34 protein-coding genes and 1 other RNA gene are annotated in these 25,256 nt (G+C 61.9%); 7 read left to right on the top strand and 28 right to left on the bottom strand.

Features of this window, described 5'->3' with window-relative positions; translation table 11 throughout:
* Positions 1 to 15 precede the first annotated feature (15 nt).
* From ACNHKD_RS14310 to nifH, 11 genes are all read right to left on the bottom strand, one after another.
* Positions 16 to 336: a HesB/IscA family protein gene (locus ACNHKD_RS14310; protein WP_442754152.1), complete on the bottom strand. Its 321-nt coding sequence runs from the start codon at positions 334 to 336 to the stop codon at positions 16 to 18.
* 178 nt (positions 337 to 514) lie between these two features.
* Positions 515 to 1,174, bottom strand: coding sequence for a nitrogen fixation protein NifQ (locus ACNHKD_RS14305; protein ID WP_442754151.1), 660 nt, complete (start codon positions 1,172 to 1,174; stop codon positions 515 to 517).
* A 6-nt stretch (positions 1,175 to 1,180) separates the two neighbouring features.
* Positions 1,181 to 1,498 (bottom strand): ferredoxin III, nif-specific, encoded by a 318-nt coding sequence (fdxB, locus tag ACNHKD_RS14300; protein ID WP_442754150.1) that lies wholly within the window; start codon positions 1,496 to 1,498, stop codon positions 1,181 to 1,183.
* Entirely contained in the window at positions 1,498 to 1,698 is a 201-nt protein-coding gene (locus tag ACNHKD_RS14295) for a CCE_0567 family metalloprotein (RefSeq protein WP_442754149.1), read from the bottom strand. Before ACNHKD_RS14295 ends, fdxB begins: the two co-directional genes overlap by 1 nt.
* Positions 1,699 to 1,711: 13 nt before the next feature.
* The gene (locus tag ACNHKD_RS14290) at positions 1,712 to 2,179 is read right to left on the bottom strand and encodes a NifX-associated nitrogen fixation protein (RefSeq protein ID WP_442754148.1); all 468 of its coding nucleotides are present in this window, start codon (positions 2,177 to 2,179) and stop codon (positions 1,712 to 1,714) included.
* Positions 2,172 to 2,582 (bottom strand): nitrogen fixation protein NifX, encoded by a 411-nt coding sequence (gene nifX, locus ACNHKD_RS14285; RefSeq protein ID WP_442754147.1) that lies wholly within the window; start codon positions 2,580 to 2,582, stop codon positions 2,172 to 2,174. Before nifX ends, ACNHKD_RS14290 begins: the two co-directional genes overlap by 8 nt.
* A gap of 16 nt (positions 2,583 to 2,598) precedes the next feature.
* Positions 2,599 to 3,987, bottom strand: coding sequence for a nitrogenase iron-molybdenum cofactor biosynthesis protein NifN (gene nifN, locus ACNHKD_RS14280; RefSeq protein ID WP_442754146.1), 1,389 nt, complete (start codon positions 3,985 to 3,987; stop codon positions 2,599 to 2,601).
* A 7-nt stretch (positions 3,988 to 3,994) separates the two neighbouring features.
* The gene (nifE, locus tag ACNHKD_RS14275; protein WP_442754145.1) at positions 3,995 to 5,662 is read right to left on the bottom strand and encodes a nitrogenase iron-molybdenum cofactor biosynthesis protein NifE; all 1,668 of its coding nucleotides are present in this window, start codon (positions 5,660 to 5,662) and stop codon (positions 3,995 to 3,997) included.
* Positions 5,663 to 5,748: 86 nt separating this feature from the next.
* Positions 5,749 to 7,308: a nitrogenase molybdenum-iron protein subunit beta gene (nifK, locus tag ACNHKD_RS14270; RefSeq protein WP_442754144.1), complete on the bottom strand. Its 1,560-nt coding sequence runs from the start codon at positions 7,306 to 7,308 to the stop codon at positions 5,749 to 5,751.
* A 74-nt stretch (positions 7,309 to 7,382) separates the two neighbouring features.
* A complete protein-coding gene (gene nifD / locus ACNHKD_RS14265; RefSeq protein ID WP_442754143.1) occupies positions 7,383 to 8,849 on the bottom strand; it encodes a nitrogenase molybdenum-iron protein alpha chain in 1,467 nt (488 codons plus the stop codon).
* A 63-nt stretch (positions 8,850 to 8,912) separates the two neighbouring features.
* Entirely contained in the window at positions 8,913 to 9,794 is an 882-nt protein-coding gene (gene nifH / locus ACNHKD_RS14260) for a nitrogenase iron protein (protein WP_442754142.1), read from the bottom strand.
* A 357-nt stretch (positions 9,795 to 10,151) separates the two neighbouring features.
* Here nifH and ACNHKD_RS14255 point away from each other — a divergent pair, with 357 nt between their 5' ends.
* Positions 10,152 to 10,589, top strand: a complete 438-nt coding sequence (locus tag ACNHKD_RS14255; RefSeq protein ID WP_442754141.1) for a response regulator — start codon at positions 10,152 to 10,154, stop codon at positions 10,587 to 10,589.
* Between the two features lie 17 nt (positions 10,590 to 10,606).
* Positions 10,607 to 11,026, top strand: coding sequence for a group III truncated hemoglobin (locus tag ACNHKD_RS14250; RefSeq protein ID WP_442754140.1), 420 nt, complete (start codon positions 10,607 to 10,609; stop codon positions 11,024 to 11,026).
* A 68-nt stretch (positions 11,027 to 11,094) separates the two neighbouring features.
* Here the strand turns inward: ACNHKD_RS14250 and ACNHKD_RS14245 are convergent, their stop codons facing one another.
* The 14 genes from ACNHKD_RS14245 to nifB all read right to left on the bottom strand — a co-directional run bounded on the left by ACNHKD_RS14245 (position 11,095) and on the right by nifB (position 18,733).
* Positions 11,095 to 11,427, bottom strand: coding sequence for a (2Fe-2S) ferredoxin domain-containing protein (locus ACNHKD_RS14245; protein WP_442754139.1), 333 nt, complete (start codon positions 11,425 to 11,427; stop codon positions 11,095 to 11,097).
* Between the two features lie 19 nt (positions 11,428 to 11,446).
* On the bottom strand, positions 11,447 to 12,331 hold the full coding sequence (locus tag ACNHKD_RS14240; RefSeq protein WP_442754138.1) for an SIR2 family protein: 885 nt from the start codon (positions 12,329 to 12,331) through the stop codon (positions 11,447 to 11,449).
* A gap of 36 nt (positions 12,332 to 12,367) precedes the next feature.
* The gene (locus tag ACNHKD_RS14235) at positions 12,368 to 12,580 is read right to left on the bottom strand and encodes a hypothetical protein (protein ID WP_442754137.1); all 213 of its coding nucleotides are present in this window, start codon (positions 12,578 to 12,580) and stop codon (positions 12,368 to 12,370) included.
* Between the two features lie 19 nt (positions 12,581 to 12,599).
* Positions 12,600 to 12,905, bottom strand: coding sequence for a 2Fe-2S iron-sulfur cluster-binding protein (locus ACNHKD_RS14230; protein WP_442754136.1), 306 nt, complete (start codon positions 12,903 to 12,905; stop codon positions 12,600 to 12,602).
* 36 nt (positions 12,906 to 12,941) lie between these two features.
* Positions 12,942 to 14,093, bottom strand: coding sequence for a DegT/DnrJ/EryC1/StrS family aminotransferase (locus tag ACNHKD_RS14225; RefSeq protein ID WP_442754135.1), 1,152 nt, complete (start codon positions 14,091 to 14,093; stop codon positions 12,942 to 12,944).
* The gene (locus ACNHKD_RS14220) at positions 14,090 to 14,362 is read right to left on the bottom strand and encodes a hypothetical protein (RefSeq protein WP_442754134.1); all 273 of its coding nucleotides are present in this window, start codon (positions 14,360 to 14,362) and stop codon (positions 14,090 to 14,092) included. The genes ACNHKD_RS14225 and ACNHKD_RS14220 overlap by 4 nt, the downstream gene beginning before the upstream one ends.
* A 1-nt stretch (position 14,363) precedes the next feature.
* Positions 14,364 to 14,576, bottom strand: a complete 213-nt coding sequence (gene nifT / locus ACNHKD_RS14215; RefSeq protein WP_442754133.1) for a putative nitrogen fixation protein NifT — start codon at positions 14,574 to 14,576, stop codon at positions 14,364 to 14,366.
* A 38-nt stretch (positions 14,577 to 14,614) separates the two neighbouring features.
* On the bottom strand, positions 14,615 to 14,848 hold the full coding sequence (locus tag ACNHKD_RS14210; protein ID WP_442754132.1) for a nitrogen fixation protein NifZ: 234 nt from the start codon (positions 14,846 to 14,848) through the stop codon (positions 14,615 to 14,617).
* Entirely contained in the window at positions 14,845 to 15,141 is a 297-nt protein-coding gene (locus tag ACNHKD_RS14205; RefSeq protein ID WP_442754131.1) for a nitrogen fixation protein NifZ, read from the bottom strand. Before ACNHKD_RS14205 ends, ACNHKD_RS14210 begins: the two co-directional genes overlap by 4 nt.
* Positions 15,138 to 15,938 carry a 4Fe4S-binding leucine-rich repeat protein gene (locus ACNHKD_RS14200; protein WP_442754130.1) on the bottom strand — a complete coding sequence of 267 codons (801 nt, stop codon included), beginning with the start codon at positions 15,936 to 15,938 and terminating at the stop codon, positions 15,138 to 15,140. Before ACNHKD_RS14200 ends, ACNHKD_RS14205 begins: the two co-directional genes overlap by 4 nt.
* Positions 15,928 to 16,467, bottom strand: a complete 540-nt coding sequence (locus tag ACNHKD_RS14195; protein WP_442754129.1) for a hypothetical protein — start codon at positions 16,465 to 16,467, stop codon at positions 15,928 to 15,930. Before ACNHKD_RS14195 ends, ACNHKD_RS14200 begins: the two co-directional genes overlap by 11 nt.
* Positions 16,468 to 16,476: 9 nt before the next feature.
* A complete protein-coding gene (locus tag ACNHKD_RS14190; RefSeq protein WP_442754128.1) occupies positions 16,477 to 16,821 on the bottom strand; it encodes a HesB/IscA family protein in 345 nt (114 codons plus the stop codon).
* Positions 16,822 to 17,046 (bottom strand): 4Fe-4S dicluster domain-containing protein, encoded by a 225-nt coding sequence (locus ACNHKD_RS14185; protein ID WP_442754127.1) that lies wholly within the window; start codon positions 17,044 to 17,046, stop codon positions 16,822 to 16,824.
* A 118-nt stretch (positions 17,047 to 17,164) separates the two neighbouring features.
* On the bottom strand, positions 17,165 to 18,733 hold the full coding sequence (nifB, locus tag ACNHKD_RS14180) for a nitrogenase cofactor biosynthesis protein NifB (protein ID WP_442754126.1): 1,569 nt from the start codon (positions 18,731 to 18,733) through the stop codon (positions 17,165 to 17,167).
* Between the two features lie 433 nt (positions 18,734 to 19,166).
* Between nifB and nifA the strand changes: the two genes are divergently transcribed.
* Positions 19,167 to 20,885: a nif-specific transcriptional activator NifA gene (gene nifA, locus ACNHKD_RS14175; protein ID WP_442754125.1), complete on the top strand. Its 1,719-nt coding sequence runs from the start codon at positions 19,167 to 19,169 to the stop codon at positions 20,883 to 20,885.
* Between the two features lie 148 nt (positions 20,886 to 21,033).
* Positions 21,034 to 21,252 carry a dodecin gene (locus ACNHKD_RS14170; protein WP_442754124.1) on the top strand — a complete coding sequence of 73 codons (219 nt, stop codon included), beginning with the start codon at positions 21,034 to 21,036 and terminating at the stop codon, positions 21,250 to 21,252.
* A 42-nt stretch (positions 21,253 to 21,294) separates the two neighbouring features.
* Here the strand turns inward: ACNHKD_RS14170 and ACNHKD_RS14165 are convergent, their stop codons facing one another.
* Positions 21,295 to 21,672 (bottom strand): hypothetical protein, encoded by a 378-nt coding sequence (locus tag ACNHKD_RS14165; protein ID WP_442754123.1) that lies wholly within the window; start codon positions 21,670 to 21,672, stop codon positions 21,295 to 21,297.
* Positions 21,673 to 21,907: 235 nt separating this feature from the next.
* Between ACNHKD_RS14165 and rplS the strand changes: the two genes are divergently transcribed.
* The 3 genes from rplS to ACNHKD_RS14150 all read left to right on the top strand — a co-directional run bounded on the left by rplS (position 21,908) and on the right by ACNHKD_RS14150 (position 24,392).
* Positions 21,908 to 22,294 carry a 50S ribosomal protein L19 gene (gene rplS / locus ACNHKD_RS14160; protein ID WP_442754122.1) on the top strand — a complete coding sequence of 129 codons (387 nt, stop codon included), beginning with the start codon at positions 21,908 to 21,910 and terminating at the stop codon, positions 22,292 to 22,294.
* 80 nt (positions 22,295 to 22,374) lie between these two features.
* A complete protein-coding gene (gene cobT, locus ACNHKD_RS14155) occupies positions 22,375 to 23,394 on the top strand; it encodes a nicotinate-nucleotide--dimethylbenzimidazole phosphoribosyltransferase (protein ID WP_442754121.1) in 1,020 nt (339 codons plus the stop codon).
* A 71-nt stretch (positions 23,395 to 23,465) separates the two neighbouring features.
* On the top strand, positions 23,466 to 24,392 hold the full coding sequence (locus ACNHKD_RS14150) for a LysM peptidoglycan-binding domain-containing protein (protein ID WP_442754120.1): 927 nt from the start codon (positions 23,466 to 23,468) through the stop codon (positions 24,390 to 24,392).
* 50 nt (positions 24,393 to 24,442) lie between these two features.
* Here the strand turns inward: ACNHKD_RS14150 and ACNHKD_RS14145 are convergent, their stop codons facing one another.
* Positions 24,443 to 25,030 (bottom strand): 5-formyltetrahydrofolate cyclo-ligase, encoded by a 588-nt coding sequence (locus ACNHKD_RS14145; RefSeq protein ID WP_442754119.1) that lies wholly within the window; start codon positions 25,028 to 25,030, stop codon positions 24,443 to 24,445.
* 33 nt (positions 25,031 to 25,063) lie between these two features.
* Positions 25,064 to 25,217, bottom strand: a non-coding RNA gene (gene ssrS / locus ACNHKD_RS14140) — 6S RNA.
* Positions 25,218 to 25,256 lie beyond the last annotated feature (39 nt).

Below are 25,256 nucleotides of genomic sequence, written 5' to 3'. Positions count from 1 at the left end.
GCCGTCTCCTTGCGTTCAGCCGAAAGATTTGCCGCAGGAGCAGCTCGACTTGGCTTGCGGGTTGTCGAATGTGAAACCGGAGCCTTCGAGGCCGATGACAAAATCGATCTTGGTGCCGTCGAGATAGGCCAGCGAACCTTCTTCAACGAATACCTTGACGCCGTCGGTGGTGAAGACGTGATCGTTGGGGTCGGCCTCGTTCACCAAGCCCATCATGTATTTCAGCCCTGCGCAGCCGCCGGCTTCGACCATGATGCGCAAGCCCTCGACCTCCTGACCCGCGCCCGCCATCGCCGTACGCACCGCCGTTACCGCGCTATCCGTCAGCTGGATCATCTCGACAGCTCCCTGGTTAAGATGCCTGGCGAGAGGAGTAGCAACCGACGTGCCAGCGTCGAGCGCCCTAGAAAACGCGGCAATTCGCAATGCCCTGGCCTTCTGCGAAACTTCATTGTCAGAGAACTGACAAAGCCGATTCTGGACGTGTGTGAAGCAGCAAAAGAGAAGGGTGCGGTCAGCGGCGAAACAGGCGCGCGAGCGCGCTCGCGCCATCTTCTTCGCCAAAGCAATTGTCGAAATCATCACAATCGCGGCATGTCGGGGCTGCGCAGAGCGAGAAGCCCTCAAGTTCGCAAAGCTGACGATAGAGAAACTTTTTCCATTTCATATTGGCGACATTCGCGGCGGCGAGGGTTGGAAACCAATCCTTCATCAGTCTGGTGAGTTCGGCGCGCTCGAACAGGCCAAGATCCTGCCACAGATGACGCGGGGCCATGGCCCGCCGCGTGATGATGGATGCGATCCAGCCGGACAGCGGCGCACTGTCACACTTGAAACGCGTCAAAAGCTCATGAAGCTGTGTCTCCTCTTCATCAAGGGAGACATGGTCGGGTTCGGCCGCGAGGTTGAAGAAGCGACGCGCGGCCGGGGCCCATTCCGCTGTCAGGGATTCGAGCTCCGCACGGTTCAGACCGAGGCCGATCGATAGCGTTCCGCCGCTTTCATACGCCTCGACAATTCCGATTGTGAGCGCGCATGCAAGAATATGAGCGGTGAAAGGCTCGGCTCGCGCGCGAGGCGTGCGTTGTTCCTGAATGATGAGATAAACGGCCTCCGCAGCGGGCGCCGAGCCGGCGCCCGCGATCAGCTCGTGCGGGGGCGCGAGCATATTCATGACGGATCAGGCCGCAACCTGGTCGGCCGGCACGTGGGTCTGGCAGTTTTTCGGACAGACCCGGGCGCAGGCGTTGCAGCCGATGCAGGCGCCGGCGTTCTCGACTTTCATGATCTTGCGGTTGAGATCGCCGTCGAAATCGTCATCGTCGTCGTCGGTCACGATGCCGAGGATTTCACCCTCGTCATTGACGCCGTAAAGCGCCATAACGCTTTGCGGGCAGACCTTGAAGCAGCGGCCGCAGCCAATGCAGGTTTCCGCATTAATGTCGGTGAGGTAGAGCGGCGTGTAAGGCGAGCCGTCCCGCGTCTTGAACTCAGCCATCACGCCGCCTCAAGTTCCTTGAGCCTCTTGCGCGCCGCCTCCAACGCCGCATAGGCGTCATGAGTTTCCTGCGCAACGCTCATAATGTTCGTCCAGTTGACCGGCAGCTCCTCCGAGAGGTCGTGCAGGTTCATCTTCATGTTCATCGCCTTGGCCGACAGTTTCTTGATTTCGGCCTTCAAATCGTCGACGCTGCTCATTCTCGCGCCTCCATCAAAAACGAGCGACTTCGGGGAATTTCTCGATCATCTCGACGCCGGCGTCGACGAGCTTCTCGCCTTCCGCCGCCAGTTTCTCGAGCGACTCGAATCCGAAGCGGTGAACGTCGCGCAAATGCTTGTTGACGACAATAAGCCGGCCCGTAGTGAGAATCATGCGGCCGAATCCTTCATGGCTCATTTTCATCATCGGCTGAACCATGCAGCCCGTCCTGCGCTCGATCGCGAGACCGATCGCGTTATAGAAGAGCTCCAGACGCCACAGAATTTCGGGGTCGGGATCGCCGATGATCGGTATTTCGCGCCGCTGTTCCTTCGTCACGATATAAGGGTCGAGAAGGCTGACGTCGCTCTTCTTTTCCCAGGTTCCATGCGTGTCCTGCGCGCGCCAGACTTTGATCAGCTCTTTTATGAAGAGGCTGTCTTCGGGCTTCTGTTCGACTTCGGCGACGGCTTCAGGCATTCTCGGTCTCCTCTTCGAAATCGAAGGAGCGTTCGCCCGCCTTCGACATTACTTTGCGCAGCCACGGCGGCGGCGAGCCTCGCAGCACGACTTGCAGCTTGTCGAGAAGATCGCTGATCTTCTCCGGCTGAGGCACTTTCATCGGATGGATGTTCTGCGCCACGACGCGGGCGGCGCCGGAGCCGCCGATCGCGGCGACGTACAGGATCGAGCAATCCTTGATCGCTTCGAGCTTGGGCTGTAGCTTGTCCTCATTGCCGTCTTCCTGCAGATCGCCGGAGAAGGCGACCGACTCGACGAAGGAGTAGGATTCAGGCGTGAGGTCATAGATCGCGATGTTCTTGGCCCAACCAAAATGGGCGTCGACCCTTTCGAGGTCCTGTGTGGCGAATGCGACTTTCATGACGCCTCCTATGCCGTCAATGTGCGCTCGAGAGCGGAATATCCGCCGCCGTCGCAAGCGTCGTGCCGTCTTCGGCATGTTCGCCGCGCCAGGTGTCCGGCGTCGGCTCGTGAATCTGGTCGATGAAAATATTGCCGATCTTGAAGATGAGATCGCGCGTTCCGCGATAGCCGACCGACGTTTCATGCGCCGCGCCGATGCGGTCGAACATCGGAAGACCCATGCGGTAAAGCTGGATTCCGAGACGTTCGGCCGCCTGACGGCCATGGGAATGGGTGATCAGGAGGTCGCAACCCGCGGCGCCGTTCTCCAGATCTTCGAGATCGCCGATGACGACTTCCTCGGTCATCAGTTTCTCGAGCTGAGGCGAATGCGTCGTGGTGACGGCGGCGGAAACTTCCGCGCCCATCTCCGTCAGCCATTGTCCGATAGCGAACAAAAGGTCCGGCTCGGCGCCGAGGGCGATTTTCTTGCCGCCGAAATGGAAGTGGCCGTCGAGCATGGCGTCCACGAGCTGGCCGCGCAGCCGGCGATATTTCAACGGAACCGGCCGCCCGCTGATGCGGGACAGGAAGCTGATGAAGTCGTCGTTCGGCGCAAGGCCCGTCAGGCGGTCGAAGAGTTCGAACGGAACGCCGGCGCGCGCTTCCAGCGCCTGCGCCGCGTCGCGCATCTGCTCGCCGACTGCGATGGTCCAGGCCGCGCCGCCCATGGCCGCGATGTCTTCCTTCGTCACGCCGCCAAGCGTCGTCGGCGTGAAGTCTTCCGGAATATGCCCGTCGAGCGAGCCCGAGAGATCGGGAAGGAAGGTCGGCTCAAGACCGAACGACTCGATGATGTCGCGAAGCTCGTCAATGTCGCCGGGCGTGAGATGGCAGCCCGCGAGAACATTGACCCGCTGCGGCGCGCGGCGGTTCGGGATTTCCGCCGGCACGAAGGTCTCGACGAGCTTCTTGACCGTCTTGCCGAAGCCGTCCTGAAAAGCGTCCTTGAAGTCGGGCGTCGATACATAGACGATCCCCAGATCGTCCAGCTCGGGATGACGCTTGCGGAAGAGCTGCAGATAGCCGTCGACATCGTCGCCCTTCGTCTCGGTCACGCCGGTGGAGCAGATGCCGATAACGGAAGGCTTGGCGCGCTTCACGATATTCAGGATGGCCTGCTCGATGTTGTCGAGCCCCCCGAGGATCGTTGCGACTTCATTCATCGCAGTCGTCTGAAGCGGGATGGCTTCCTTGAAGTGCCGAACGAAAAGCACCAGACCGAACGAGGTGCAGCCCTGCGAGCCGTGCAGCACCGGCATGCAGCCGGAGACGCCCATGAAGGCGAGGGCGCCGCCGATTGGCTGACTCATTTTCAGCGGATTGACCGTGCAGGCCTTTTTGGAGACGGTGACGCGCGCCATGGCGACCTCACGCGGCTTGCGGCGCGGCGAGCGCGCTCGCCTTGGCCGACGCTTCGAGGATCGCGGCGATGCGTTCCTGGCAGCCGCCGCAGCCGGTTCCGGCGGCCGTCGCTTTTCCGACGGCCGCGACGCTGTCCGCGCCGTCGTGAATCGCGTCTTCTATTGCGCCCACCGAGATGAGATTGCAGGAACAGACCTGCTTGTCGCGCCGCGCAGCCTCAGCGGCGACGGGGTCCGCCGCGAGAGCGGCCGCTTCCGCCGCAATCGCTTCCGCCGCCCGCTCTTCCCAGGTTTTCTCTTCCCACGGCGCCGGGCGGCGCACCTGTTCCCAAACAGGATTGTAGAGGGCCTTGTCGATCTCGCGGACAAGGTCGACCATGCCCTCATATCCTGCGTAGGCGTGATGACGCTCCTGGTTGATGTCGAGCCACGGCATCTTCGCCTTGAGCGCGATAAATTGCGAGCGTCCGCCCGAGAGCATGATATCCGCGCGCGCTTCCTTCAGCATCTTGTACAGTTCGCGCGGCGTCATGTCGTCGATCATGTGGGCGTCCTGGCCCATCAGCTCCTTGATCTTTTCCTTGTCTTCCTTCGTCGACTTCTTGACGCTGGTGCCGACGATTTCGAGACCCGCCTCCTGCAGCGCCGCAACCACCGACCAGCTTTTCACGCCGCCGGTAATCAGCAGAACGCGCTTGTCCTGAAGGCGTTCGCGATAGGGGGCGATGCGCGCCCAGGCGCGCGCCTCCTCGCGGGCAATGATGGATTCCGTCCGCTCCATCAGCTCGGCCGGCGCGCCGCGCTCGACGAGAAGCCGCGCGATCTCGCGCAAGCTGTCGCTCATGTCGCCGATGCCGTAGAAGGAGCCTTCGAAGAAGGGGATTTCGTAGCGCTCCTCCATCTTGCGGGCGACATTGATCATCGCCTTGGAGCAGACCATCATCGCCGCGCGGGCGCGATGGGAGGAAGCGACCTCGTGATATTTCGCATCGCCCGAAATGCAGGCGAGGATGCGGACGCCGAGCTCGTCGAGCAGCGGCTTCACCTGCCACAACTCGCCGGCGAGGTTATACTCGCCGATGATGTTGATATCGTAGGGCGTGGTGTATTCCGGCTCCTGCGTGCCGATCACATGATCGAGAATCGCTTCTCCCGCGAGCTTGTTGCCGAGGTTCTTGGGACCGACGAAGCCGGGGGAGATCACCGGAATGACCGGCTTTCCGAACTTCGCCGCCGCGGCCTTGCAGACCGCTTCGATGTCGTCGCCCGTCATGGCGGGCACGCAGGTCTGATAGACGAACACGGCGGGCGGATCGTATTTGTCGATGATTTCCTTGATAGACTTGTAAAGGCGCTTTTCGCCGCCGAAGACGACGTCGTTTTCGCTGATGTCGGTCGTGAAGCCCGTGCGATAGAGCGAGGAGCCGGAAGTCTTTGCGCCGCGATTGTCCCAGCTATTGCCTTCGCAGGCGATGGGGCCGTGCACGAGATGGGCGACGTCGGTAATCGGTTGCAGCGCGATCTTTGCGCCGTCGAAGGCGCAACCGCCGGCGGCGGCGCCGGGCGCGAGCTGCTTGGTGCAGCCCTTCTTGCGCTCCTTCTCGGATTTGCCCTTGTTTTTATCGCAGCCCGGCTCGTTGAAGACGTTCTGGACTTTTTCCGACAGACTCGCCATTCAAAAGCCTCCTGCTTTCCGCGATGCGCCTTGGTCGCGCCACAAGATGCATTCGCCGGGCCAGAAGGCCCGGCGACATTCGTGCGTTAGCGAATGATGTCGAAGGAGTAGTCCGACTTCGCCACGACGTTGGTGTTGCGGTCGATGTCCTCGAAGATCGCGTCGAGGATCCACACCAGGACGTTCATCGAGCCCTGATAGCCCCACACCGGATAGCGGTGCTTGTGGTGGCGGTCGAAGATCGGGAAGCCGATGCGGATGAGCGGCGTGCCCGTGTCGCGGTCGAGATACTTCCCGTAGGTGTTGCCGATGAGGAAGTCGACCGGCTCCGTGAAGAGCAGCGAGCGCATGTGCCACAGATCCTTGCCCGCATAGACGTGGCAGCCCTTGCCGAAGGGCGAGGAGTCGAGCAGCGCCTGCACCTTTTCAGCCCAGACCTTGCCGCCATTGGTGGCGAGGATGTGGACCGGCTCGGCGCCGAGCTCGAGCAGGAAGGCCGCGAGGCCGTAGCAGAGGTCCGGATCGCCATAGATCGCGAACTTCTTGCCATGGATATGCGCCGAGGAGTCGGCGATGGCGTCGACGAGACGGCCGCGCTCCTTGGTCAGCTCTTCGGAAATCGGCTTTCCGCTGATGCGGGAGATCTCCATCAGAAACTTGTCGGTCGCCGCGACGCCAACAGGATGGTTGAAGGCGACGACTTCCTGACCCTTGGTCGCAATGTAAGGCAGCGTCTTCTCGGTGCAGTATTCCTGCATCGAGATCGTCGCCTTCGCGTTCAGCGCGCTGGCGACGTCTTCAAGCTTCGTGCCGCCGTCATACATGCGGAATTCGCCATCGGTCGGCGTGTCCCACACGTCGCTGTTGTCGCCGATGATCGTGTATTCGACGCCCATCGATTCGAAAATGCGCTTGATTTCACGCAGATTGCCGACCGTGTAGCCGTCGAAGCCGCCAAGAAAATTAATGCTGTTGTTCGGCGTGCGGTCGAGCTTGGGGGCGGTGCCGGCTTTGCCGTCCCAGAAATGCTCCAGCACGCCCTTCATGACATTGTCGTAGCCGGTGATGTGGCTGCCGACAAAGGCAGGCGTGTGCGCGAAGGGAACGTCGAATTCCTGCGGAACCGAGCCCTTTTCCTTGGAAGTCTTGATGAAGGCGTTCAGGTCGTCGCCGATGACTTCCGCCATGCAGGTGGTGGAGACGGAGATCATCTTCGGCTTATACATGTTGTATGTATTCGCCAGGCCGTCGATCATGTTGTTGAGGCCGCCGAACACCGCCGCGTCTTCCGTCATGGAGGAGGAGACGCAGGAGGTCGGCTCCTTGAAGTGACGCGAGAAGTGCGAGCGGTAATAAGCGACGCAGCCCTGCGAACCATGGACGAAGGGAATGGTGCTCTCGAAGCCGACGGCCGCGAAGACCGCGCCGAGCGGCTGGCAGGCCTTGGCGGGATTGACGGTCAGAGCTTCGCGGGCAAAGTTCTTTTCCTTGTATTCTTCCGTCTTCGTCCATTCGCGCACGCGCTCGAGCTCAGCGTCCGCGACCGGGTTTTCGAAGTTCTTCTTCTTGTTCTCGAACATCTCCTTGTATTCCGGCTGGCGGAACAAATTAAAGTGGTCGAGAACGTTGTCGGCATTCTGTGGCATGGCTATTCCTCATGTTTCCGCTAGCCGATCTCGCCCCCCCCGGGGGGAGGAGGCGAGACCTTTTTGTTTCGGGATCAAGCCGCCCAGGGGGCCTTGGCCATCTTCCAGACCGGCGCGTTGATCGCCATGTCCATGTCGCGCGCGAAGATCGCGAAGCCGTCATAGCCGTGATAGGGGCCGGAATAGTCCCAGCTATGCATCTGGCGGAAGGGCACGCCCATCTTTTGGAAGACGTACTTCTCCTTGATGCCTGAGCCGACCAGGTCCGGCTGGATCTTTTCCACGAACTTCTCGAACTCGTAGCCCGTGACGTCATCGTAGATCAGCGTGCCGTCCTTCACATAATGTGACGTGCGCTGATAGTCGTCGTTATGCGCGAACTCATAGCCCGTGCCGACAACTTCCATGCCGAGGTCTTCATAGGCACCGATGACGTGGCGCGGACGCAGGCCGCCGACATAGAGCATGACCTTCTTGCCCTCGAGACGCGGGCGGTATTTCGCGATGACGGCGTCCATGAGCGGACGATATTTCGCGATGACGCGCTCGGCGCCTTCCTTGATCTTGTCGTCGAAGTGCGACGCGATCTTGCGCAGCGACTCCTCGATCTTGGATGGGCCGAAGAAGTTGTATTCGCACCACGGAATCCCGTACTTTTCTTCCATGTGGCGGGAGATGTAGTTCATCGAACGGTAGCAGTGCAGAACGTTAAGCTTCGCCTTCGGCGTCGCTTCGAGTTCCGCGATGGTGCCGTCGCCGGACCACTGCGCCACGACGCGCAGGCCCATTTCCTCGAGCAGAATGCGCGAAGACCACGCGTCGCCGCCGATGTTGTAATCGCCGATGATCGCGACGTCGTAAGGCGACGGCTCGAAGCGGACCGGCTTGCCTTCCGATTTGTCGAAGACCCAGTCGCGGATCGCGTCGTTGGCGATATGGTGGCCGAGCGATTGCGACACGCCACGGAAGCCTTCGCAGCGGACCGGAACGATCGTCTTGCCCTCATATTCCTTCGACTTGGCTTTGGACACGGCCTCGATGTCGTCGCCAATCAGGCCGATCGGGCATTCCGACTGAACCGAGATGCCCTTGTTCAGCGGGAACAGGTCCTGAATCTCGTCGATGATCTTGGCGAGCTTCTTGTCGCCGCCGAACACGATGTCCTTCTCCTGGAAGTCGGAGGTGAACTGCATCGTGCCGAAAGTGTCGATGCCGGTCGTGCCGATGTAATAGTTGCGACGCGACGCCCAGCTATACTGGCCGCAGCCGACCGGGCCGTGGGAGATGTGAATCATGTCCTTGATCGGACCCCAGACCACGCCCTTGGAGCCGGCATAGGCGCAGCCGCGGATCGTCATGACGCCCGGAATGGACTTGATGTTCGACTTGACGCCGCAATCCGGCTTACCGTCTTCGTACGTGCCGAGGTGCTTGGCGCGACGCTTGGCGGTCTTTTCCGGGTAGGCCTTCAGGACTTCCTGAACGAGTTCCTTGTTGCGGGCCTTGATGTCTTCGATGGATTCAGCTTGCGCCACACTCATGACGGAGGCCTTTCATGATCGGGTGGTAGGCCCGGCCCTGATGAGGGCCGGGCGGTTGTCCAATTAAGCGACGTTGAGTTCCGCGGCGGTCTTGCCGACCTGGGTCTCGTCGACCTGAGCCATGACGCCGTGCTCCATGAGCAGGTCCTCGAGCTCGTCCATCGTGATCGGAGTCGGGATGATGCCGTTGCCCTTATTGGCGTGGACCTTCGTCGCCAGCGTGCGATACTCGCCAGCCTGCTTGGAGTCCGGAGCGTATTCGATGACCGTCATGCGGCGCAGCTCGGCGTGCTGGACGATGTTGTCGCGCGGAACGAAGTGGATCAGCTCGCAGCCGAGCTTCTTCGCGAGCGACTGAGCCAGCTCCAGCTCCTTGTCGGTCTTGCGCTCGTTGCAGACCAGCCCGCCCAGGCGCACGCCGCCGGAGTTGGCGTATTTCAGAATGCCCTTGGAGATGTTGTTGGCCGCATACATGGCCATCATCTCGCCGGACATGACGATGTAAATTTCCTGCGCCTTGTTTTCACGGATCGGCATCGCGAAGCCGCCGCAGACCACGTCGCCGAGAACGTCATAAGAAACGTAATCAACGCCTTCATAAGCGCCGTTTTCCTCGAGGAAGTTGATCGAGGTGATGACGCCGCGGCCGGCGCAGCCGACGCCCGGCTCCGGACCACCGGACTCGACACAGCGAATGTCCTGGAAGCCAACCTTCATCACGTCTTCGATTTCGAGGTCCTCGACCGAACCGGCTTCAGCGGCGAGCGACAGGATGGTGTCCTGCGCCTTGGCGTGAAGGATCAGGCGGGTCGAGTCGGCCTTGGGGTCGCAGCCAACGATGAGGATCTTCTGCCCCATCTCGGCGAGCGCCGCGAGGGTGTTCTGGGAGGTCGTCGATTTGCCGATGCCACCCTTGCCGTAGAAAGCGATCTGTCGAAGCGACATTGCATTCTCCTTGATTGGACCGTTAGATTGTCGGCGCGCCACACGCGAGCCCGAGCTTTCTTCACTTTGCGACGAGGCGCGGGCGACCGGAGCGTTTCCCAAAAGAGCCAATTGAACCGGCGCCAAAAGCCTTGCGAGCCTTGTTGCGCAAAGGGCGTGCCAAGGACGGATGGAGGCAATAAAGCTTTGTAAAAACGTGTGTTTCATAGCTAGCTCGGCCAGCCTGATGACATGTGTCAAAGCCGACAGTGATGTTCGCAACCGAACTGACTCTCGAAGCTGTCGAGTTTGGAAGGAAGACGACGGCATGTCGCTTGCTTCAATTCGCGGCGATGGCAACGGAAACGAGGCTAAGAGATGCAGATCGGCGTCGAAATGTCGAAAGCGCTGGAGAACAAGCGGGTGTTCGTTGTTGATGACAATGAGATCATTCGGGCCGCGCTTCAGTTTATGCTACATGACGAATTCGAGGCGCATGAAGTGCCGACCGTCGCGGACGCGGTCGAAAAGGCCAAGTCCCAGCCGCCGGATCTGATCATCGTCGCCGAGAGTCTTCCGAAAGCGGCAGGGTTCGAGCTATTCGGCAGACTGAAGCAGCCTGCGCCCAACGCAAAAATCCTCGTTGTGGTCGAACCGGCGAATACAGCCTACGGGAAGGAATGCGTCGTCGCAGGAGCGAATGGCTTTCTGGCGAAGCCTCTCAAGATCGAATTCGTGCGCCAGAAGGTCGACGCGATGCTTGGTCGCAGTACAGGGGGCGTGACAATACCTCTCACCGTGCTCAATGTAAGGTGAGTATCGCGGAGGCGGAGATGGAAGCGTCGATCGAACAAGCGACGATGGACAATGAGGCGTCAGAATCGGCGATACGCGCCTGTGTGAAGCGTTTCTATGAGAAGGGAGACGCGGACCCGATGCTCGGGCCGATTTTCGCCAAAACGATTTCCGAGTTCGAGCCGCATCTGGAGATTGTCGCGAATTTCTGGTCGCACGCGCTGCTCGGCACCACGCGTTATCAGGGGACGCCTTTCGGCGTTCATGTGAACCTTCCAATCGAGGTCGAACATTTCGGCCGCTGGCTGTCGCTGTTCACGGAGGCGGCGAAGGAGACAATGCCTGAGCCCCTGGCGGCGGCGGCGATTGCGCGCGCCGAACATATGACGCAATGCTTTCAGTCCGGGCTGTTTCCCTTCAGGGACGCCGAGGGCCGGCCGTCGAAAACGCCGGCTTAGTTGAGCGCGCGCATCAAAGAGCCGCCGGCCTTGCGCCGACGGCTCTTTGGATTCGATGCGCAGTCTCGTCAGAGCTGCGGCACGATGATCAGTCGCTCAACCGGCTTGCCCTCGACAAAATGCGACTGGAAGATCTCGTCAACGTCCGCTTCCGTTCGAGGCGTGTACCAGACGCCCTGCGGGTAGACGACCATCAGCGGACCGGCGCGGCAGAAGCCGAGGCATCCCGTTGCGGTGACGGAGACCTCCGGGACGGGCTGCGCGTTGAGCTTCGCCTGCAGGCGATCCCAGAGCGGCTTGGCCCCCGACGCCATGCAGCTCCCGCGCGGATGACCGGGCGGGCGCTGCTGAAAGCATGTGAAGACGTGACATTTGAAGACTTGCGGAAGGTCCTCGATCATTCTCTGCCTTTCGGTAAGATCACTCGGCTGCGGCGGCGAGATCGGATTCAATGAGCGCGGCCGCAAATTCCGCCAGGCTCGCGTCGATGCGCTCGATGTTTTGCTCGCGAAGGAATTTCTCTTCGTTCTTCGTGAGGGCGCCGTCGATCACCGCCCAGTGCCGGTCGGATGAGCGCTTCATGATCTGTCGCGCGAAGCTGCGCTCGAGCTGGTTGGCGAAGCGGCAGCCGAGGAAGAGGAAGCTGCGTCCCTTTCGGATCGTCTGAACGGAATCCGGTATGGGGGTCTGAATGTCGATCTCGGTAAGAACCTCGACATAATCGGAATCCGAGACGATGAAGTTGGACGCCGGCCAGACAGAACCGAGCGGTTCGTAGACGAGCGTCCTCCAGGCGAGAGTCTCTTCCGGCGCTTCTGCGGGCGCTTTCGCTCCCGAGCCGTCGCGGATGAATTCCTTCGTCGAGACAACAGATCCGTCAGGCCGGAACCAGTTCACCCAATCGCCGAAATGCTCGCTCTGCGTCACGCCCTGCACGAGGCCCCAATCCTTGCGCGCGGCGAAGGCCTTCACGACGAGGTCGTCGTACCAGGCATGGACGATGAGCGGCAATTGCTCCTGCGCCGCTATCCATTGGTGAAAGGCGCTTGGCGGACATTCGTTCGTATACGCTTTCGCCATGAGGCAGGTCAGCGTTTTGCGATGCTTGAAGTTCTCGATATATTGAGACGCTGCGGTCAGGTTGTTTCGGATCTTGTGGGGCGTCGTCGCGCCCGCGACAAGCTCCTGTACGAGCTTTTCGGGAAGCGACGGCGGCGACGCCTCTCCCGGAAGGCCGGTGATCCCCGGCCCCAGATAGGGAACGACGTCGCCTTGACGAAAGGCCGCCACGATTTCACCGATCATTGTCTCATTCCTTTCGCCAAGAGCAAACGCGTCTGTTCACTGAAGAACCGAAGCCTTCAGCGCGGCGACCTCGTCGGGCGAGACGCGAAACACGCCGCGGCCGCCGGTGAGGGCCTGAAAGGCGTTGCCAGCCTTTTCCGAGAGCTTGGTAAACCACTGTTGCGGCGTGAGGCTCGTCGGGCGCTCTGCAATCTCCAGCACGGAACCGTCATTGTTGAAGCGCACGTGGATGAGGATCGTGTCGGTCACTTTTGTCTCCTTTGTCGGGTCAGAAGCCGGAATCGAAGCCCAGCAATTCAACCGTTACATTTTCGGCGCCGAGCATGGCCTGACAGGCAAGACGCGACTTGGAGCCGACGCCGACGATGCTGTCGAGTTTTTCGTTTTCCGCGCGGGTGGCCTTCGAGAGGCTCTTTTTGCCCTCCTGAACGAAGACGTGGCATTGTCCGCATTTGGCTTCGCCGCCGCATTTGCTGACGATCGGCTCGCCGGCGGCGAGAATGGCGTCGAGCAGGCGGCTGCCTGTCGTTGCTTCCACTGTCTTGCCGGACGGCATGATGGTGACTGTCGGCATCGTTTGTCTCCTTGCGTTTGAGAGGCCGTTTAATCGTTAGAGGTAGATTGCGGCGCCCGCGCCCACATTGATCGAGGCGTCCTTCATCGTGCCGACGATGAAGGCGACCTGCTCCTCGGTGAGATGGGCGTGGAAGGGCAGGGCGACGGCGCGGTCGGCGACTTTCTCCGTCACGAAGAAGTCGCCACGGCGATAGCCCAGGTCGAAATAGTGACGCTGCAGATGCAGTGGGGTCGAATAGGCGGCCGCTTCGATCTTTTCCTGGCGCAGATCGTCGACGATCGCGTCCCGGGTCGAGCGGGAAAAGCGCGTGCCGAGATGCACCACGTAAAGGAACCAATGAACCTGATCGACATCCGGGGCGATATAGGGATCCTTGATGCCTTCGAAGGAACGGACATATTCGAGGAACCAACGCTCGACGCGCTTGCGCCTGGCAAGTAGCAGCTCGAGCCTGCGCAGTTGCGCGAGACCCAGCGCCGCGGAAATGTCGCTCAACGTCGCCTGCAGCGGCGCCCAAGCGCCGAGGACGACCGACGAGCGTTCCTCGATCTTCCTGCTGCGCAGCCGGCGCAACATGGCGGCGGCGTCGTCATTGTCGGTGACGACCATGCCGCCCTCGCCGCAGATGAGCGCGCCAGGCTGGGAGAAGTCGAAAACCGAACAATCCCCAAAGCAGCCAACGAGCTTGCCTTTGTAGACCGATCCGATGGCTTCCGTTGAATCTTCTATAAGCGTGAGATTGTGTTCCTTCGCCAGGGCGTGAAGCGCCTCCCACGGCGCAGGGTGCCCATTGGCGTTGGCCGCGACAATCGCCCGGCTTTTGTCCGTGATGGCCTTGCGCGCCTTCTCGGGATCAAGCGTTCCGGCCCAATAGTCGATATCGGCGAAGACTGGCTTCGCGCCGGCGAGCGTTATCGCATGCGCCGTTTCCCGAAAGGAATAGGCGGAGGCGACGACCTCGTCGCCGGGTCCGAGACCGAGAGCGCGGAGCGCGAGCAGCAAGCCGATCGCGCCGCTCGATACGGCGACGGCGTGCTTGCGTCCCAGATAGCGCGCAAATTCCTCTTCAAATCCCTCCACGACCTCGCCCTGAGACAAGCGTTGTCCCTGGAGAATTTCGATCACCGCCTCGAGATCGCTCTGAACCAGATCCGGATCATTCAGCGGCAGGAGCGTCGTCTTCATGCTGCGCCTCCATTCGGAGCAAGCGCGACGCCGGTCGCGCAATCTGGATCCTGAGTGATTTTCCAGCAGTGATCGCGCCCGTCGACAAGATAAAGAGAGCATCGCTCATAGACACGGAAGGGTATCTCGTCCCGCATGTCGATTGCGTCGCAACGCGTCACCATCAGCCCCGGCGCAAGCTGGCGAAGCGCCGCGAGCGTTTGCGAATTGGCGTCGGCCGTCGCCAGCGCCGCGTCGATTCGTGAAACCTGCGCAGGGACGATGGTCATGTCACTCGCCTCCGATCTTCTTCGCCTCGACGGTGATCGGGAGCGATGTGTCCGCCGCCATTTCGGGAAGTTGAAGCACCCAGCCATTGGCGAGCGTCACCGAGCCGCCCCACATATCGGGGTTTTGAACCTGCACGATCGGCTCTTCGAGATCCTTCTTTGGAACATAGGCCGAGAGGATGCCTTCAGAGTCTCTGCGGATCATGACTTTCACGTTGCGCCTCTTTCGTTGGCCGGTTGCAAAAGAAAAATTCAGGCGGGCTCGATCTCGTCTTCGAGACAGCCGATGACGAGCTGCGGCGAGAACTCGACGAGATAGACGGGCGTCTCCGTTTCAACATGCATGCCAACGTTCACGATCTCTCCCGTATCGCCGCTCTTCACCAGCAGTTCGTCGTCCGCGCGATCGGGATAGGAGCCGTCATTGACGAGATCGGTGGTCGCGCGCACGCGCATGCCCCAGTCGAATTTCGCGGGTCCGCTCATTGCTCGTCCTCCTCGTCGGCCAAATTCACCATCTCCAGCTCTTTGCGCTTCATGCCGACGCGATTGCCCGTAGAGTCGAATTCGACGCCGTAAATGTAGAATTGCTGGAGAAAGGTGCCGATATTGACGATGAAGCCTTCCTCGCCCTTTTTCACGAGGATTTCTCCGATATCCTTGCCGGGAAACGTGCCGTCATTGCGGATGGTGCGTTTCGCGCGCACGCGGTCGCCGTAATCGAAATAAGGCGGTCCGTCGAGTTCGACATGATCGCTGTCTCTGCTGATATTGGTCATGGATCGCTCCGCGTCTGTGCGACAATGACGTTGGTCGGGGGCTCGAGGCCGGCATCCTTGAAACGACTGCGTGCGCATTCGCGAACGAGGGGGTCTTCGTCGTCAAAGAGAGGACCTATTTCATTCGCCTCCGCGCGCTGAGCCACTTCGTAGCGAACCCGCCAATCAACATCCTTTAGGAGCGTTTTGAGGTCCGCGGGTTCGAGGCGCTTCGCGGCTTCCAGACGTACGACCGGATCTGTGTCGCCGGCGAGGCGCATCAGCGCCGCATGCTCGATCCGGCTCGCGACGGTGCGGCGCACGCCGGGATCGGCGTCGTTGATCATCAATACGAGGAGATCCGGCGACAGCTTCCTGGCGACCGCTTGTCTGACGGCGTAGTCCTCGTCCTTCATCATCGGGAGGAGGTCGGCGCCTTCCAGCCTGCCGGCGATGCGGATGCGCACTTCGCGATGCGGATCGTTTCGAAGGCGCAGAATATGGCGTCTGGGAAGTCGGCGCGCGGCGCTCCATCGGACAGCTTCCTCTGGATCGTCCAGCATCGCCGGGAGCAGGAAAATTTCCGCCGCTTTGGCCGCACAGGCGCGAACCTCGAAATAATCATGCGCGACATAGTCGCGGGCGAGATCCGGGTTCCAGTCGAAGAACCGGTCGATGCGCCTCGCGTAGCGGTCATGTACGCAGGCTCGCAGGGGCTTGCACTTTGCTTCGGTCAACCGGCCCTGATGCGCGCATTCTGCGCAATCGACCGGAGCGCCGCGCCAGTCGATGGCCTCGTCAATGTCGTCAGTCGACATCTTCTTCTTGCCCCCTGCGTTCGAGAACGCCGAGCAGGACCTTTGCGCCGATCTTGTCGGAGGGATCGAGCTGCAGGAGCTTGTCGATTGCTTGCGCGCTGGCGTCGTAATCGCCGAGGCGCATGTTCAGATATGCGTAGCCCTTTAGAGAGAACATAAAGAAGCGCGGCAGGACGGCGTCGAAGTCGCCGAAAGCGGCGTGATCCGGAGTCACGTCGCGCCAATCCAGCGGCAAGGCGTTGTCGATCGCCGCGCGCGTCAGGCATGTTTCGGCGACGCTGAGGCACTCCGCGAGGCGGCCCTTGTAGAAAAGGAATCGGTAAAGTCCGATGAGCGTGGCGGGATGGGTAGGCGCCAGCAGACGCGCCTCCAAAAGATACCGGAGCGCGGCGTCTTCTTGGTCGTACGACAAGGCCGCGGCGTGCAGAAGGCGTTCGGCCTCCTCGGGGAGACCCTCTCCGAGGACGATGGAGGCAAGGAAATCCTGCTCCGCCGCCACGCCATTCTGCACTGCCGCGTCACGCATCATGTCACGATCTCACGCCGTTTCCTCGAAGGCCGGCGCTTCGGTCGTCGATTTGCAACCACAGCCCGTCGCCTTTGGATCGATGAAGGCGAAGCCCGTGGAGGTCGCCGTCTCCCTGAAGTCGATCGTCACGCCGTCCAGCAGCAGGCGGCTCTGCGCCGGCAGAAAGAGCTTGAACTGCGGATGCGCGTAGACCTGTTCGCCATCCTTCGGCGCGGGCTCGACGGAGAACTCCGCCGACATGCCCGAGCATCCGCCCGGCGAAACGAGGAGGCGAAGGCCATAGCCCGGTCCGCCGTCGAACATGACGAGGCGGCGGATGAACTTTTCGGCGGCGGGAGTGAAGTCGATCTTCATTTACGCGCTCGGCTGATAGCGAGGATAGGAAGTGTCGATAACGCAGGTGTTATCCACCGGGCAGACGGCGACGCATTGCGGCACGTCAAAATAGCCGATGCATTCGGTGCACTTCTTCGGATTGATGACGAAGGTGCCGTTCTTCTCGGAAATCGCGACGTTCGGGCATTCCGCCTCGCAGGCGGAACACGACGTGCACTGAGAGGCGACGATCTTGTAGGTCATGGTTCAGCTCCTTTGCTTGGCTTTGGCTTCGGAGCAGCTTCCCAACTGCGGGAGGCTGCTCCGACATTCTCGTCGCCGCGCGGCTCGACCGGGCCGTTTCGTCCGGCCGTAGAGCGCGCTACGCTTCCACGGAGACGAAGGCGCCCTGACGGATGTCGGCGTCGCCGCGGATGATGTGATTGATCTCGCCGCTCTTCACCCTGGCGAGATAGTCCTTGAAGTACGAGATCGCCGACTGTTCGATGAACTCGTAGGCGTATTGATCGACCGGATCGATGCCGGCCTTGGTCAGGTCGTCCTTCGGGCAATGGCCGATCTTCGCAACGAAGACCGCCGTGCAGTCGTTGATCGCGCGGATGACCGTCTCGAGCGCGTCTTCCTCGCCATAGCCGCCCTGGCAGTAGAGATCGACGCGGCGGTGGCCGACGAATTTCGCGCCTTCGCTGGAGAGCTCGTAAATCTGGAACTCCGTCGCATGGCCGAAATGCTCGTTGATGCGACCCGAGCCCTTGGTCGCAACGGCGACGAGGATCTTGAGATCCGCGTTCTCGCCCGCAAGCGTCTCGAGTTCGGCGTTGCGCGCGGCGACCTTCGCCATGCGCTCTTCCTCGACCTTTTCCTGATAGGCCTGCCGCGCGGAGAGGTCGTAATTGACGTCCATCTCCATGATCTTGTCGGTAGTGAACTCCGCGCTGCGATCTTCGCCGAGCAGGCCCACCGCGTCGGCGCGGCACTGACGGCAATGGCGCATCATGTTCATCTCGCCTTCGCAGCTGTCCTGCAGCGCCTTCAGCTCCTGCGCGGAGGGGCCACGCTGGCCGTTGAGGCCGAAGACGGTGCCGTGCTCGGGCGACGAGATGAGCGGCATGATGTTGTGCAGGAAGGCGCCGCGCGACTTCACTTCCTTGTTCACCGTCACGAGGTGATCGTCGTTGACGCCGGGGATCATCACCGAGTTCACCTTGCAGAGGATGCCGTTCGCCGTCAGCATCTCCAGGCCCTGCAATTGACGGTCGGTGAGGATCTTCGCGGCTTCCTTGCCGGTGACGCGCTTATGCTTCCAGAACACCCAGGGATAGATTTCGGCGCCGACGTCGGGGTCCGTCATGTTGATCGTGATCGTGACGTGGTCGACATTGAACTTCTTGATCGTCTCGACATGGTCGGGCAAAGCGAGGCCGTTGGTCGAGAGGCAGAGCTTGATGTCGGGCGCGGCTTCGGAAATCAGCTCGAAGGTCTTGAAGGTCTTGCCCGGATTGGCGAGCGGATCGCCGGGTCCGGCGATGCCGAGCACCGTCATTTGCGGAATGGCGGAGGCGACGGCGAGCACCTTCTTCGCGGCCTGCTCGGGCGTCAGCTTCTCGGAGACGACGCCGGGGCGCGATTCATTGGCGCAGTCATATTTGCGGTTGCAATAGTTGCACTGGATGTTGCAGGCCGGCGCGACGGCGACATGCATGCGCGCGTAATGATGATGCGCTTCTTCGCTGTAGCAGGGGTGGTTCTTGACCTTCTCCCAAATCTCCTGTGGCATGTCGCCGGCGCCCGCGCCGGAGCCGCAACTCGCCTTGCCGCTGCCGCCCGAAGTGCCGCATCCCTTGTGCTCGGCGATCTTCTGCATGATGTCATCGAGCTGCGGCGACGCCGGTTCAGCCTCATAAGTGTCGAAGGAGCGAGAGTCGTCCATTGCATCAACCTCTCAGGCTTGTTGTTGGACCCCGCGAGAAGGGTGTCTGGAACAATTCCAATGTCGGCCGCCGACGTTGGCAGCCGGACCGCAACAAGCGTGCCATGGAGGAAAGCGCGCCATAATTATTTGAATCAGCAGATTTTTCTTAATTCGTTTTTCGTCGGGGACGGGCCTGGGGAGTTGTCGCAAAGCCGTCGGAGATATGTTCGCAAGGCGACATTCTCCGGTGGTTTGATTTACGTCATTCCGGAGGCGCCGCCGGATTCGGCGCCGAACCTAAAAACGCGCCATCGGATTTGTTCTTATAATAATTCCAAACGCCTTGCGGCTCTCCGCAACTGCCCTGAACTCCCGCGACTTTTGCGCTTTTTTGCGCTTGGCGCGTTGCTTGCATCGAGGGACGAAAGCAACGCCTGCATGAGGCTCCCACATGGGTCTTGAACTCGGCGGCTCCGTTAGCGCCCCGCCACCTCGCGCGGTGGTTTCCGGCGAGACCGCGCTGGTCGGCATCTACGAAATCTCGAAACTTCTCGCGTCGGCAAATCGGCTGGAAAATGTTCTGGCCGGCGTGCTGACGCTGCTGTCGAGCTTCCTCGACATGCGCCACGGGCTCATCGCCCTTCTCGACGCAAAAGGGGCGCCGGAAGTCGTCGTGGGGTCCGGATGGAGCGAGGGCGCGGCGAAAGTCTTCTTCGATCGTCTGCCGGAGCGCGCGGTCGGTCAGATCGTCGCGACGAAAATGCCGGTCGTCATCGAGGATGTCGCGGCGTCGCCTTTGTTCGAAGGCGTCGATCTGTCAGGTTGGGGAACGCAGGACGGTCAGTCCTTTTCCATGATCGGCGTGCCGATCAAGGACGGGGACAATGTCGTGGGCACGCTCACCGTCGATCGCGCGCGCAACAATCGCTCGTCTGTGCTCTTCGACCACGATGTGCGCTTCTTGACGATGATCGCGAATCTCGTGGGCCAGACGCTTCGTCTGCACAAGCTCATCGCCCGCGATCGCGAGAGGCTGATGCAGGAAAGCGCATGGCGCGAGAAGGCGGTCGGCGCGCCCGAAGCGAAGGCGGAGGGCCTGAAAGGCATTGTCGGCGACAGTCCGGCCGTGCGCGCGGTGATCGAAAAGATTCGCATTGTCGCGAAAGCCAAATCGACTGTTTTGCTGCGGGGCGAGTCGGGCACCGGCAAGGAGCTGTTCGCCGCGGCCATTCATGATCAATCGCCGCGTCGCGGCAAGCCTTTCGTCAAACTGAACTGCGCGGCGCTGCCGGAGAGCGTGCTGGAGTCGGAGCTCTTCGGTCATGAACGCGGCGCCTTCACGGGCGCGGCGAATCTGCGCAAAGGGCGTTTTGAGCTGGCGGACGGCGGCACGCTGTTTCTCGACGAGATTGGCGAGATCACGCCTGCCTTTCAGGCGAAGCTTTTGCGCGTCTTGCAGGAGGGCGAATTCGAACGCGTCGGCGGCGCGCGCACGCTGAAGGTGGACGTGCGCCTCGTTTGCGCGACCAATCGTAATCTTGAGGAAGCCGTCCAGCGCGGCGAGTTTCGCGCGGATCTCTATTACCGCATCAGCGTCGTGCCGATCTTCCTGCCGCCGCTGCGCGACCGTAAGGGCGACCTCGAAATGCTCGCCAACGAGTTCCTGCGCCGCTTCAATGCAGAGCAGGGCGGCAAGCTGCGGCTCTCTGAATCCGCCATGGGGGTTCTCAACGAATGCGGCTTTCCTGGAAACATTCGCGAGCTGGAGAATTGTATCTATCGCACCGCGACGCTCGCCCATGGCGACGTCATCGTCGATAAGGATTTCTCATGCCGCAAGGACGGCTGTCTCTCCGCCATTCTCTGGAGCGGCTCCTCCTCCAAATGGCCGGCGGGCACCACGCCCCTGCCGATCGTCGCGCCGCAGGCGCCCCGCGCGCCGACGCCGCCCGAATCCGCTCCGGCCGCTCCAGTGGTCGGCGAGACATGTCCCGGCGCGGAGAACTGCACGATCATCGAGAAGGACCCGCGCACGGATTACGAGAAGCTTGTCGACGCCATGGAGCGCGCAGGATGGGTGAAGGCCAAGGCTGCGCGCTTGCTGGGCCTCACGCCGCGACAAATCGGCTATGCGCTTCAGAAGCACGGCATAGAGGTGAAAAAATTCTAGATCGCCGCGTTTCGAGCGCAACTCGCGCGAACCAGCCCCACTTTTCGCAGCGCGCTCGCGCGGGTGGCGCGAGCGCCTGCCCAGTCCATGATGACGCCGGAACGCGCCGCGCTACATGCTTGTGACGGAGTGACCAAAGGGAGCGCTTATGGAAAGTTCCGTTTACAAGATCGTAGAGCTTGTCGGCACCTCGCCTGACAGCATCGAGGATGCGATTGGGTCCGCCATTCAGCGCGCCGGGCTGACTTTGCGCAATCTTCAGTGGTTCGAGGTGACTCAGATCCGGGGGCGCGTCGACAAAGGCAATGTCGAAAAATATCAGGTGACGATAAAAGTGGGCTTCACCCACGATCGCGAGGAAGAATAGGGGCGTCGGAGGCCCGCTCGCCGAGCCTCCGTTCCCTCATTTTCAGTGTCCCCGGCCCTTGCCGTCGCCCACGCCGATCTTCGTCCAGCAACGGGCGCTGGCGGCGAGGATTTCTTGCGTGTCGGAAAGCACCCGGCGCGCGTCTTCCGTCGCCATCTCCACGTGCTTCATCGTCCAGTTCTGAAAGAGGTTGGCGGTGTCGGTAATGGACTTGGCCGAGGTCAGCTTATTGGCGAAATCCGCCGCCATGGTCGCTTCGGTCTGAAAACGGTCGAGCCATTTGCGATTTGAGTCCTGCACGCGGTCCCAGAACTCGGCCTGCGCGTCGGCGAAGTCCTCCAGACGCTGGCGTCCTTCCGCGACGAACTCCGCGGTCCGCTGTCCCGCTCCCGCTCCTTGGCGCTCCTCTTGCTGGGTCATTCGATGTTCCCTCGCTGAGTTTATGGCAAGCCGCCCCGGCAGTGCTATATAGGTCGCATGACTTCGGCGGGCCGCCCCGAGGGGGCGCCTTTATTTCGCCTTGCGGCGAGTTTTGCCGCGCCTGCGCACTCGACAAAATCGACGGACTGCTGTAAGGGGAGCGGCCTCAACTAAAACAGCGTTCCGAAACGCTCGTCGGCCCAAAGGCTAAAGACGAAACGGCTGGAGTTTACAAATGAACATCATCGAGCAGCTCGAAGCCGAACAGGCCGCCAAGCTCATCGAGGGCAAGAAAATCCCCGACTTCCGTCCCGGCGACACGGTCATCGTGAACGTCAAGGTGAAGGAAGGCGACCGCAGCCGCGTTCAGGCCTATGAAGGCGTCGTGATCGCGCGCAATGGCGGCGGCCTCAATGAGAGCTTCACCGTCCGCAAGATTTCCTATGGCGAGGGCGTCGAGCGCGTCTTCCCGATCCATGGCCCGCTGATCGACTCGATCAAGCTCGTCCGTCGCGGCAAGGTCCGCCGCGCCAAGCTCTATTATCTGCGCGACCGTCGCGGCAAGTCGGCTCGTATCGCCGAGCGCGTGGACAACAAGCCCAAGGCGGCGTCGGGCGAGTAATTCCCCGCTGCAAAGCTTTTCAGCCGCCCGGCGCCGAAAGGTCCGGGCGGTTTTGTTTTGGCCCACCCGCGAGACTCTCAATGGCGCCCGAGATCCGTCCTTTCGAAGAAATCCGCATGTTGTTCGCGGGCCTGCCGGCGCCGAGCGCGACGGCCGTCGCAGCCGTGCGGGCGCGCGACGCGCAGCTCACCAAGCCGCCGGGCGCGCTCGGGCGTCTCGAGGAGATCGTCGAATGGCTTGCGGCCTGGCAGGGCGCGCCCCGGCCAGCCGTCGCGCGTCCGCTCGTCGCCGTCTACGCCGGCAATCACGGCGTCGTGGCGCAGGGCGTCTCCGCTTTTCCGGCCGACGTCACCGCGCAGATGGTGCAAAACTTCATGACCGGCGGCGCTGCGATCAACCAGATCTGCAAGGCGCATGACATCGGCCTCAAGGTTTATGAACTGGCGCTGGAGCGTCCCACGCAGGACTTCACGCAAGGTCCCGCCATGGACGAGCGCGAGGCGGCGGCGACCTTCGCTTATGGCTTCGAAGCGATTGAAGGCGGGGTCGACCTGCTGGCGCCGGGAGAAATGGGGATCGGCAACACGACCAGCGCCGCCGCCATTTACGCCGCCCTCTATGGCGGTCCCGCCGCGCGCTGGACCGGCCGCGGCGCGGGGGTGGACGATGCCGGGCTCGCTCGCAAGAACGCCGCAATCGACGCGGCCTTGGCCCTGCACGGCCCGCATCTTACCGATCCGCTGGAGATCATGCGGCGTCTGGGCGGGCGCGAAATCGCGGCCATGATGGGCGCCATCACGACGGCTCGGCTCAATTGCGTGCCGGTCGTGCTCGATGGATTCGTGGTTTGCGCCGCGGCGGCGCTGCTCCACGCCATCACGCCGGACGCCGTCGCCCATTGCATGGCCGGCCATGTCTCTGCGGAAGGAGCGCATGGCGAGGTTCTCGCCCGCCTGGGCAAGAAGCCGCTGCTCGATCTTGGAATGCGGCTGGGCGAAGGTTCCGGGGCCGGTTTGGCGATCGCCATCATAAAGACCGCGCTCGCCTGCCACAGCGATATGGCGACATTCGAGAGCGCCGGCGTGAGCGGCAAGTCCTGAGAGCGACTGCCGACAAACTGCCGTCACATCCGCCTGTCAACGCTCCGCAAGGTGAATGGGAGCCTCTCTTCATGAATCCGGACCTCTTGTCCGCAAATGTCTCGATGGCCTTTTTGGCTATCGTCGCCATCGCCATGCTCGCCCATCTTTCGCAGATTGGGGGCAGGCACAGATTGTTGCATGCCCTTTACGCCGCAACCGCCGCAGGTCTCGTCTATCTCTTTGGCGGTAAGGCGCTGGGCTGGAGCTTCTTGCCGCGCGAGGCGCTGCTCGCCTTTTATGGCGGACTCTTCGTCATCGTCGCGGGCCTCGCCATTCTGCGCCGCGGCAAGGATCGCGACATCCCCTGGACAGGCCTCTTGGTCGAGCAGGCTGCGATGGCCTATATCTTCGCGCCGCTGGCCTTTTGGAAGCCTCCGCTCTCCGCGCTGCTGCTGCTGTACTTTCTGATGGAGCTGTTCAGCTGGCTGAAGGGCCGGGAGGAAGCCGTCGCCGAAGGCGAAAGCAAGGATCACCGTCCGCCGCTCTTTCCACCGAACCGAGTGCGCGGCGTGAGGGAATTCGCCGCAGCCGCGGCGGCGGCGGCGCTGGTCTACGTCTTCGCGATGGGGACGGGGAGGGCGCCTGTGGCGCCGGGCCAGGATGAGCAGGGCAGGTCGGAGCAGCCAGCCGAGACGGCGACGAACGCGGAATCCCCCGCGCCCACCGACAGCGAGACCGCCGACGCGCCGGCCGCTTCCGCGGGGGAGCCGGAGCCGGCCGAGACCGCCCAGGCGCCCGCGCCTGCGACAGCGCCTCCCGTCCCGCCGGCTGAAACGCCTTCGGAGAGCTACGCGGCCAAGGCTGGGGACACGCTGAAGTCGATCGCCAGGAAGCTTTATGGCAAGGCGAACAAGCTTGCAGCCCTCTCGGCGGCGAATCCGGGCGTGAAGCCGGCCGCCAGGCTCAAAGCTGGTCAGGTGATCAAGCTGCCGGAGCCGCCCCTGGCGCGCCCTTGATCTCTCTCCGAGACGGGATCCGGGGCAAGCTCCAATCCCGTCTCGGCGCTTTATACCGGGATGATCGTCTCCCGCTCCGTCAGCAGATAATCCAGTCGCTGATCGTGCGGCTCGGTGGGGACGTGATCCGCTTCCTGGCAGGAATAGGCGACCCCGACCGCCGTTACGCGTCCTTTAGGCCGCAACTCGGCAAGCGTCGCGTCGTAAATGCCGCCGCCATACCCCAGCCGATAGCCCTTGCGGTCGAAGGCGGCGAGCGGCGAGAAGAGAATATCGGGGTCGCGCGCCGCCTTGTCGTCGGCGGGCTCGGAGAGGCCGAAGGGGCCCTTCACCAGATCGTCGCCGGGCGCGAAATCCCGGAAGACGAGCGGACGCCTGATCTTGTGCATGACCGGCAGCGCGATTTGATAGCCCTTTCTGGCCAGGGCGTCGATCAGCGGGCGCGTATTCAGCTCGCTGCGGATGGGCCAATAAACCGACACGACGGGCGCTTCGAGGCCCGACCTGGCCGCTACCTCCTCCACGAGCGCCAGCCCGCGCCGCGCAATGGCCATCGCGGCGGCATGGGCTTCCTCATGGGTGACGAGATCGCGGCGCGCCAGCGCATGCCGCCGCAATTCGGTTTTCACATCTGTCATTGAGAAGCCGGCCGGGAACTGAATGAGTGAAAGCGCGGGCCACGTGAGCCGTGGGACATCGATCCCGGGAACCTACAACGTAGGTGGGCGCCATATGACCAAGCCCACGAGCAAGGCCAGGGACAGCTCCCATAAGGATCGATAAGGCCCCGGGGAATAAAGTCCTGCACGCACCCCGCAGCGCCGCTTTCATTATTTAGCGTGGCGCGAACGCGCGCGCCAGCCC

Source organism: Methylocystis sp. JAN1 (genome assembly GCF_052186135.1).
Classification (GTDB): domain Bacteria; phylum Pseudomonadota; class Alphaproteobacteria; order Rhizobiales; family Beijerinckiaceae; genus Methylocystis.
Note: the sequence above shows the minus strand (reverse complement) of the source record. Positions and strands in the feature narration are given on the sequence as shown.

Coding starts and splice junctions, on each gene's coding strand:
- ACNHKD_RS14310 (WP_442754152.1), bottom strand. CDS start 336: ATGATCCAGCTGACGGATAGCGCGGTAACGGCGGTGCGTACGGCGATG.
- ACNHKD_RS14305 (WP_442754151.1), bottom strand. CDS start 1,174: ATGAATATGCTCGCGCCCCCGCACGAGCTGATCGCGGGCGCCGGCTCG.
- fdxB (WP_442754150.1), bottom strand. CDS start 1,498: ATGGCTGAGTTCAAGACGCGGGACGGCTCGCCTTACACGCCGCTCTAC.
- ACNHKD_RS14295 (WP_442754149.1), bottom strand. CDS start 1,698: ATGAGCAGCGTCGACGATTTGAAGGCCGAAATCAAGAAACTGTCGGCC.
- ACNHKD_RS14290 (WP_442754148.1), bottom strand. CDS start 2,179: ATGCCTGAAGCCGTCGCCGAAGTCGAACAGAAGCCCGAAGACAGCCTC.
- nifX (WP_442754147.1), bottom strand. CDS start 2,582: ATGAAAGTCGCATTCGCCACACAGGACCTCGAAAGGGTCGACGCCCAT.
- nifN (WP_442754146.1), bottom strand. CDS start 3,987: ATGGCGCGCGTCACCGTCTCCAAAAAGGCCTGCACGGTCAATCCGCTG.
- nifE (WP_442754145.1), bottom strand. CDS start 5,662: ATGGCGAGTCTGTCGGAAAAAGTCCAGAACGTCTTCAACGAGCCGGGC.
- nifK (WP_442754144.1), bottom strand. CDS start 7,308: ATGCCACAGAATGCCGACAACGTTCTCGACCACTTTAATTTGTTCCGC.
- nifD (WP_442754143.1), bottom strand. CDS start 8,849: ATGAGTGTGGCGCAAGCTGAATCCATCGAAGACATCAAGGCCCGCAAC.
- nifH (WP_442754142.1), bottom strand. CDS start 9,794: ATGTCGCTTCGACAGATCGCTTTCTACGGCAAGGGTGGCATCGGCAAA.
- ACNHKD_RS14255 (WP_442754141.1), top strand. CDS start 10,152: ATGCAGATCGGCGTCGAAATGTCGAAAGCGCTGGAGAACAAGCGGGTG.
- ACNHKD_RS14250 (WP_442754140.1), top strand. CDS start 10,607: ATGGAAGCGTCGATCGAACAAGCGACGATGGACAATGAGGCGTCAGAA.
- ACNHKD_RS14245 (WP_442754139.1), bottom strand. CDS start 11,427: ATGATCGAGGACCTTCCGCAAGTCTTCAAATGTCACGTCTTCACATGC.
- ACNHKD_RS14240 (WP_442754138.1), bottom strand. CDS start 12,331: ATGATCGGTGAAATCGTGGCGGCCTTTCGTCAAGGCGACGTCGTTCCC.
- ACNHKD_RS14230 (WP_442754136.1), bottom strand. CDS start 12,905: ATGCCGACAGTCACCATCATGCCGTCCGGCAAGACAGTGGAAGCAACG.
- ACNHKD_RS14225 (WP_442754135.1), bottom strand. CDS start 14,093: ATGAAGACGACGCTCCTGCCGCTGAATGATCCGGATCTGGTTCAGAGC.
- ACNHKD_RS14220 (WP_442754134.1), bottom strand. CDS start 14,362: ATGACCATCGTCCCTGCGCAGGTTTCACGAATCGACGCGGCGCTGGCG.
- ACNHKD_RS14210 (WP_442754132.1), bottom strand. CDS start 14,848: ATGAGCGGACCCGCGAAATTCGACTGGGGCATGCGCGTGCGCGCGACC.
- ACNHKD_RS14205 (WP_442754131.1), bottom strand. CDS start 15,141: ATGACCAATATCAGCAGAGACAGCGATCATGTCGAACTCGACGGACCG.
- ACNHKD_RS14200 (WP_442754130.1), bottom strand. CDS start 15,938: ATGTCGACTGACGACATTGACGAGGCCATCGACTGGCGCGGCGCTCCG.
- ACNHKD_RS14195 (WP_442754129.1), bottom strand. CDS start 16,467: ATGATGCGTGACGCGGCAGTGCAGAATGGCGTGGCGGCGGAGCAGGAT.
- ACNHKD_RS14190 (WP_442754128.1), bottom strand. CDS start 16,821: ATGAAGATCGACTTCACTCCCGCCGCCGAAAAGTTCATCCGCCGCCTC.
- ACNHKD_RS14185 (WP_442754127.1), bottom strand. CDS start 17,046: ATGACCTACAAGATCGTCGCCTCTCAGTGCACGTCGTGTTCCGCCTGC.
- nifB (WP_442754126.1), bottom strand. CDS start 18,733: ATGGACGACTCTCGCTCCTTCGACACTTATGAGGCTGAACCGGCGTCG.
- nifA (WP_442754125.1), top strand. CDS start 19,167: ATGGGTCTTGAACTCGGCGGCTCCGTTAGCGCCCCGCCACCTCGCGCG.
- ACNHKD_RS14170 (WP_442754124.1), top strand. CDS start 21,034: ATGGAAAGTTCCGTTTACAAGATCGTAGAGCTTGTCGGCACCTCGCCT.
- ACNHKD_RS14165 (WP_442754123.1), bottom strand. CDS start 21,672: ATGACCCAGCAAGAGGAGCGCCAAGGAGCGGGAGCGGGACAGCGGACC.
- rplS (WP_442754122.1), top strand. CDS start 21,908: ATGAACATCATCGAGCAGCTCGAAGCCGAACAGGCCGCCAAGCTCATC.
- cobT (WP_442754121.1), top strand. CDS start 22,375: ATGGCGCCCGAGATCCGTCCTTTCGAAGAAATCCGCATGTTGTTCGCG.
- ACNHKD_RS14150 (WP_442754120.1), top strand. CDS start 23,466: ATGAATCCGGACCTCTTGTCCGCAAATGTCTCGATGGCCTTTTTGGCT.
- ACNHKD_RS14145 (WP_442754119.1), bottom strand. CDS start 25,030: ATGACAGATGTGAAAACCGAATTGCGGCGGCATGCGCTGGCGCGCCGC.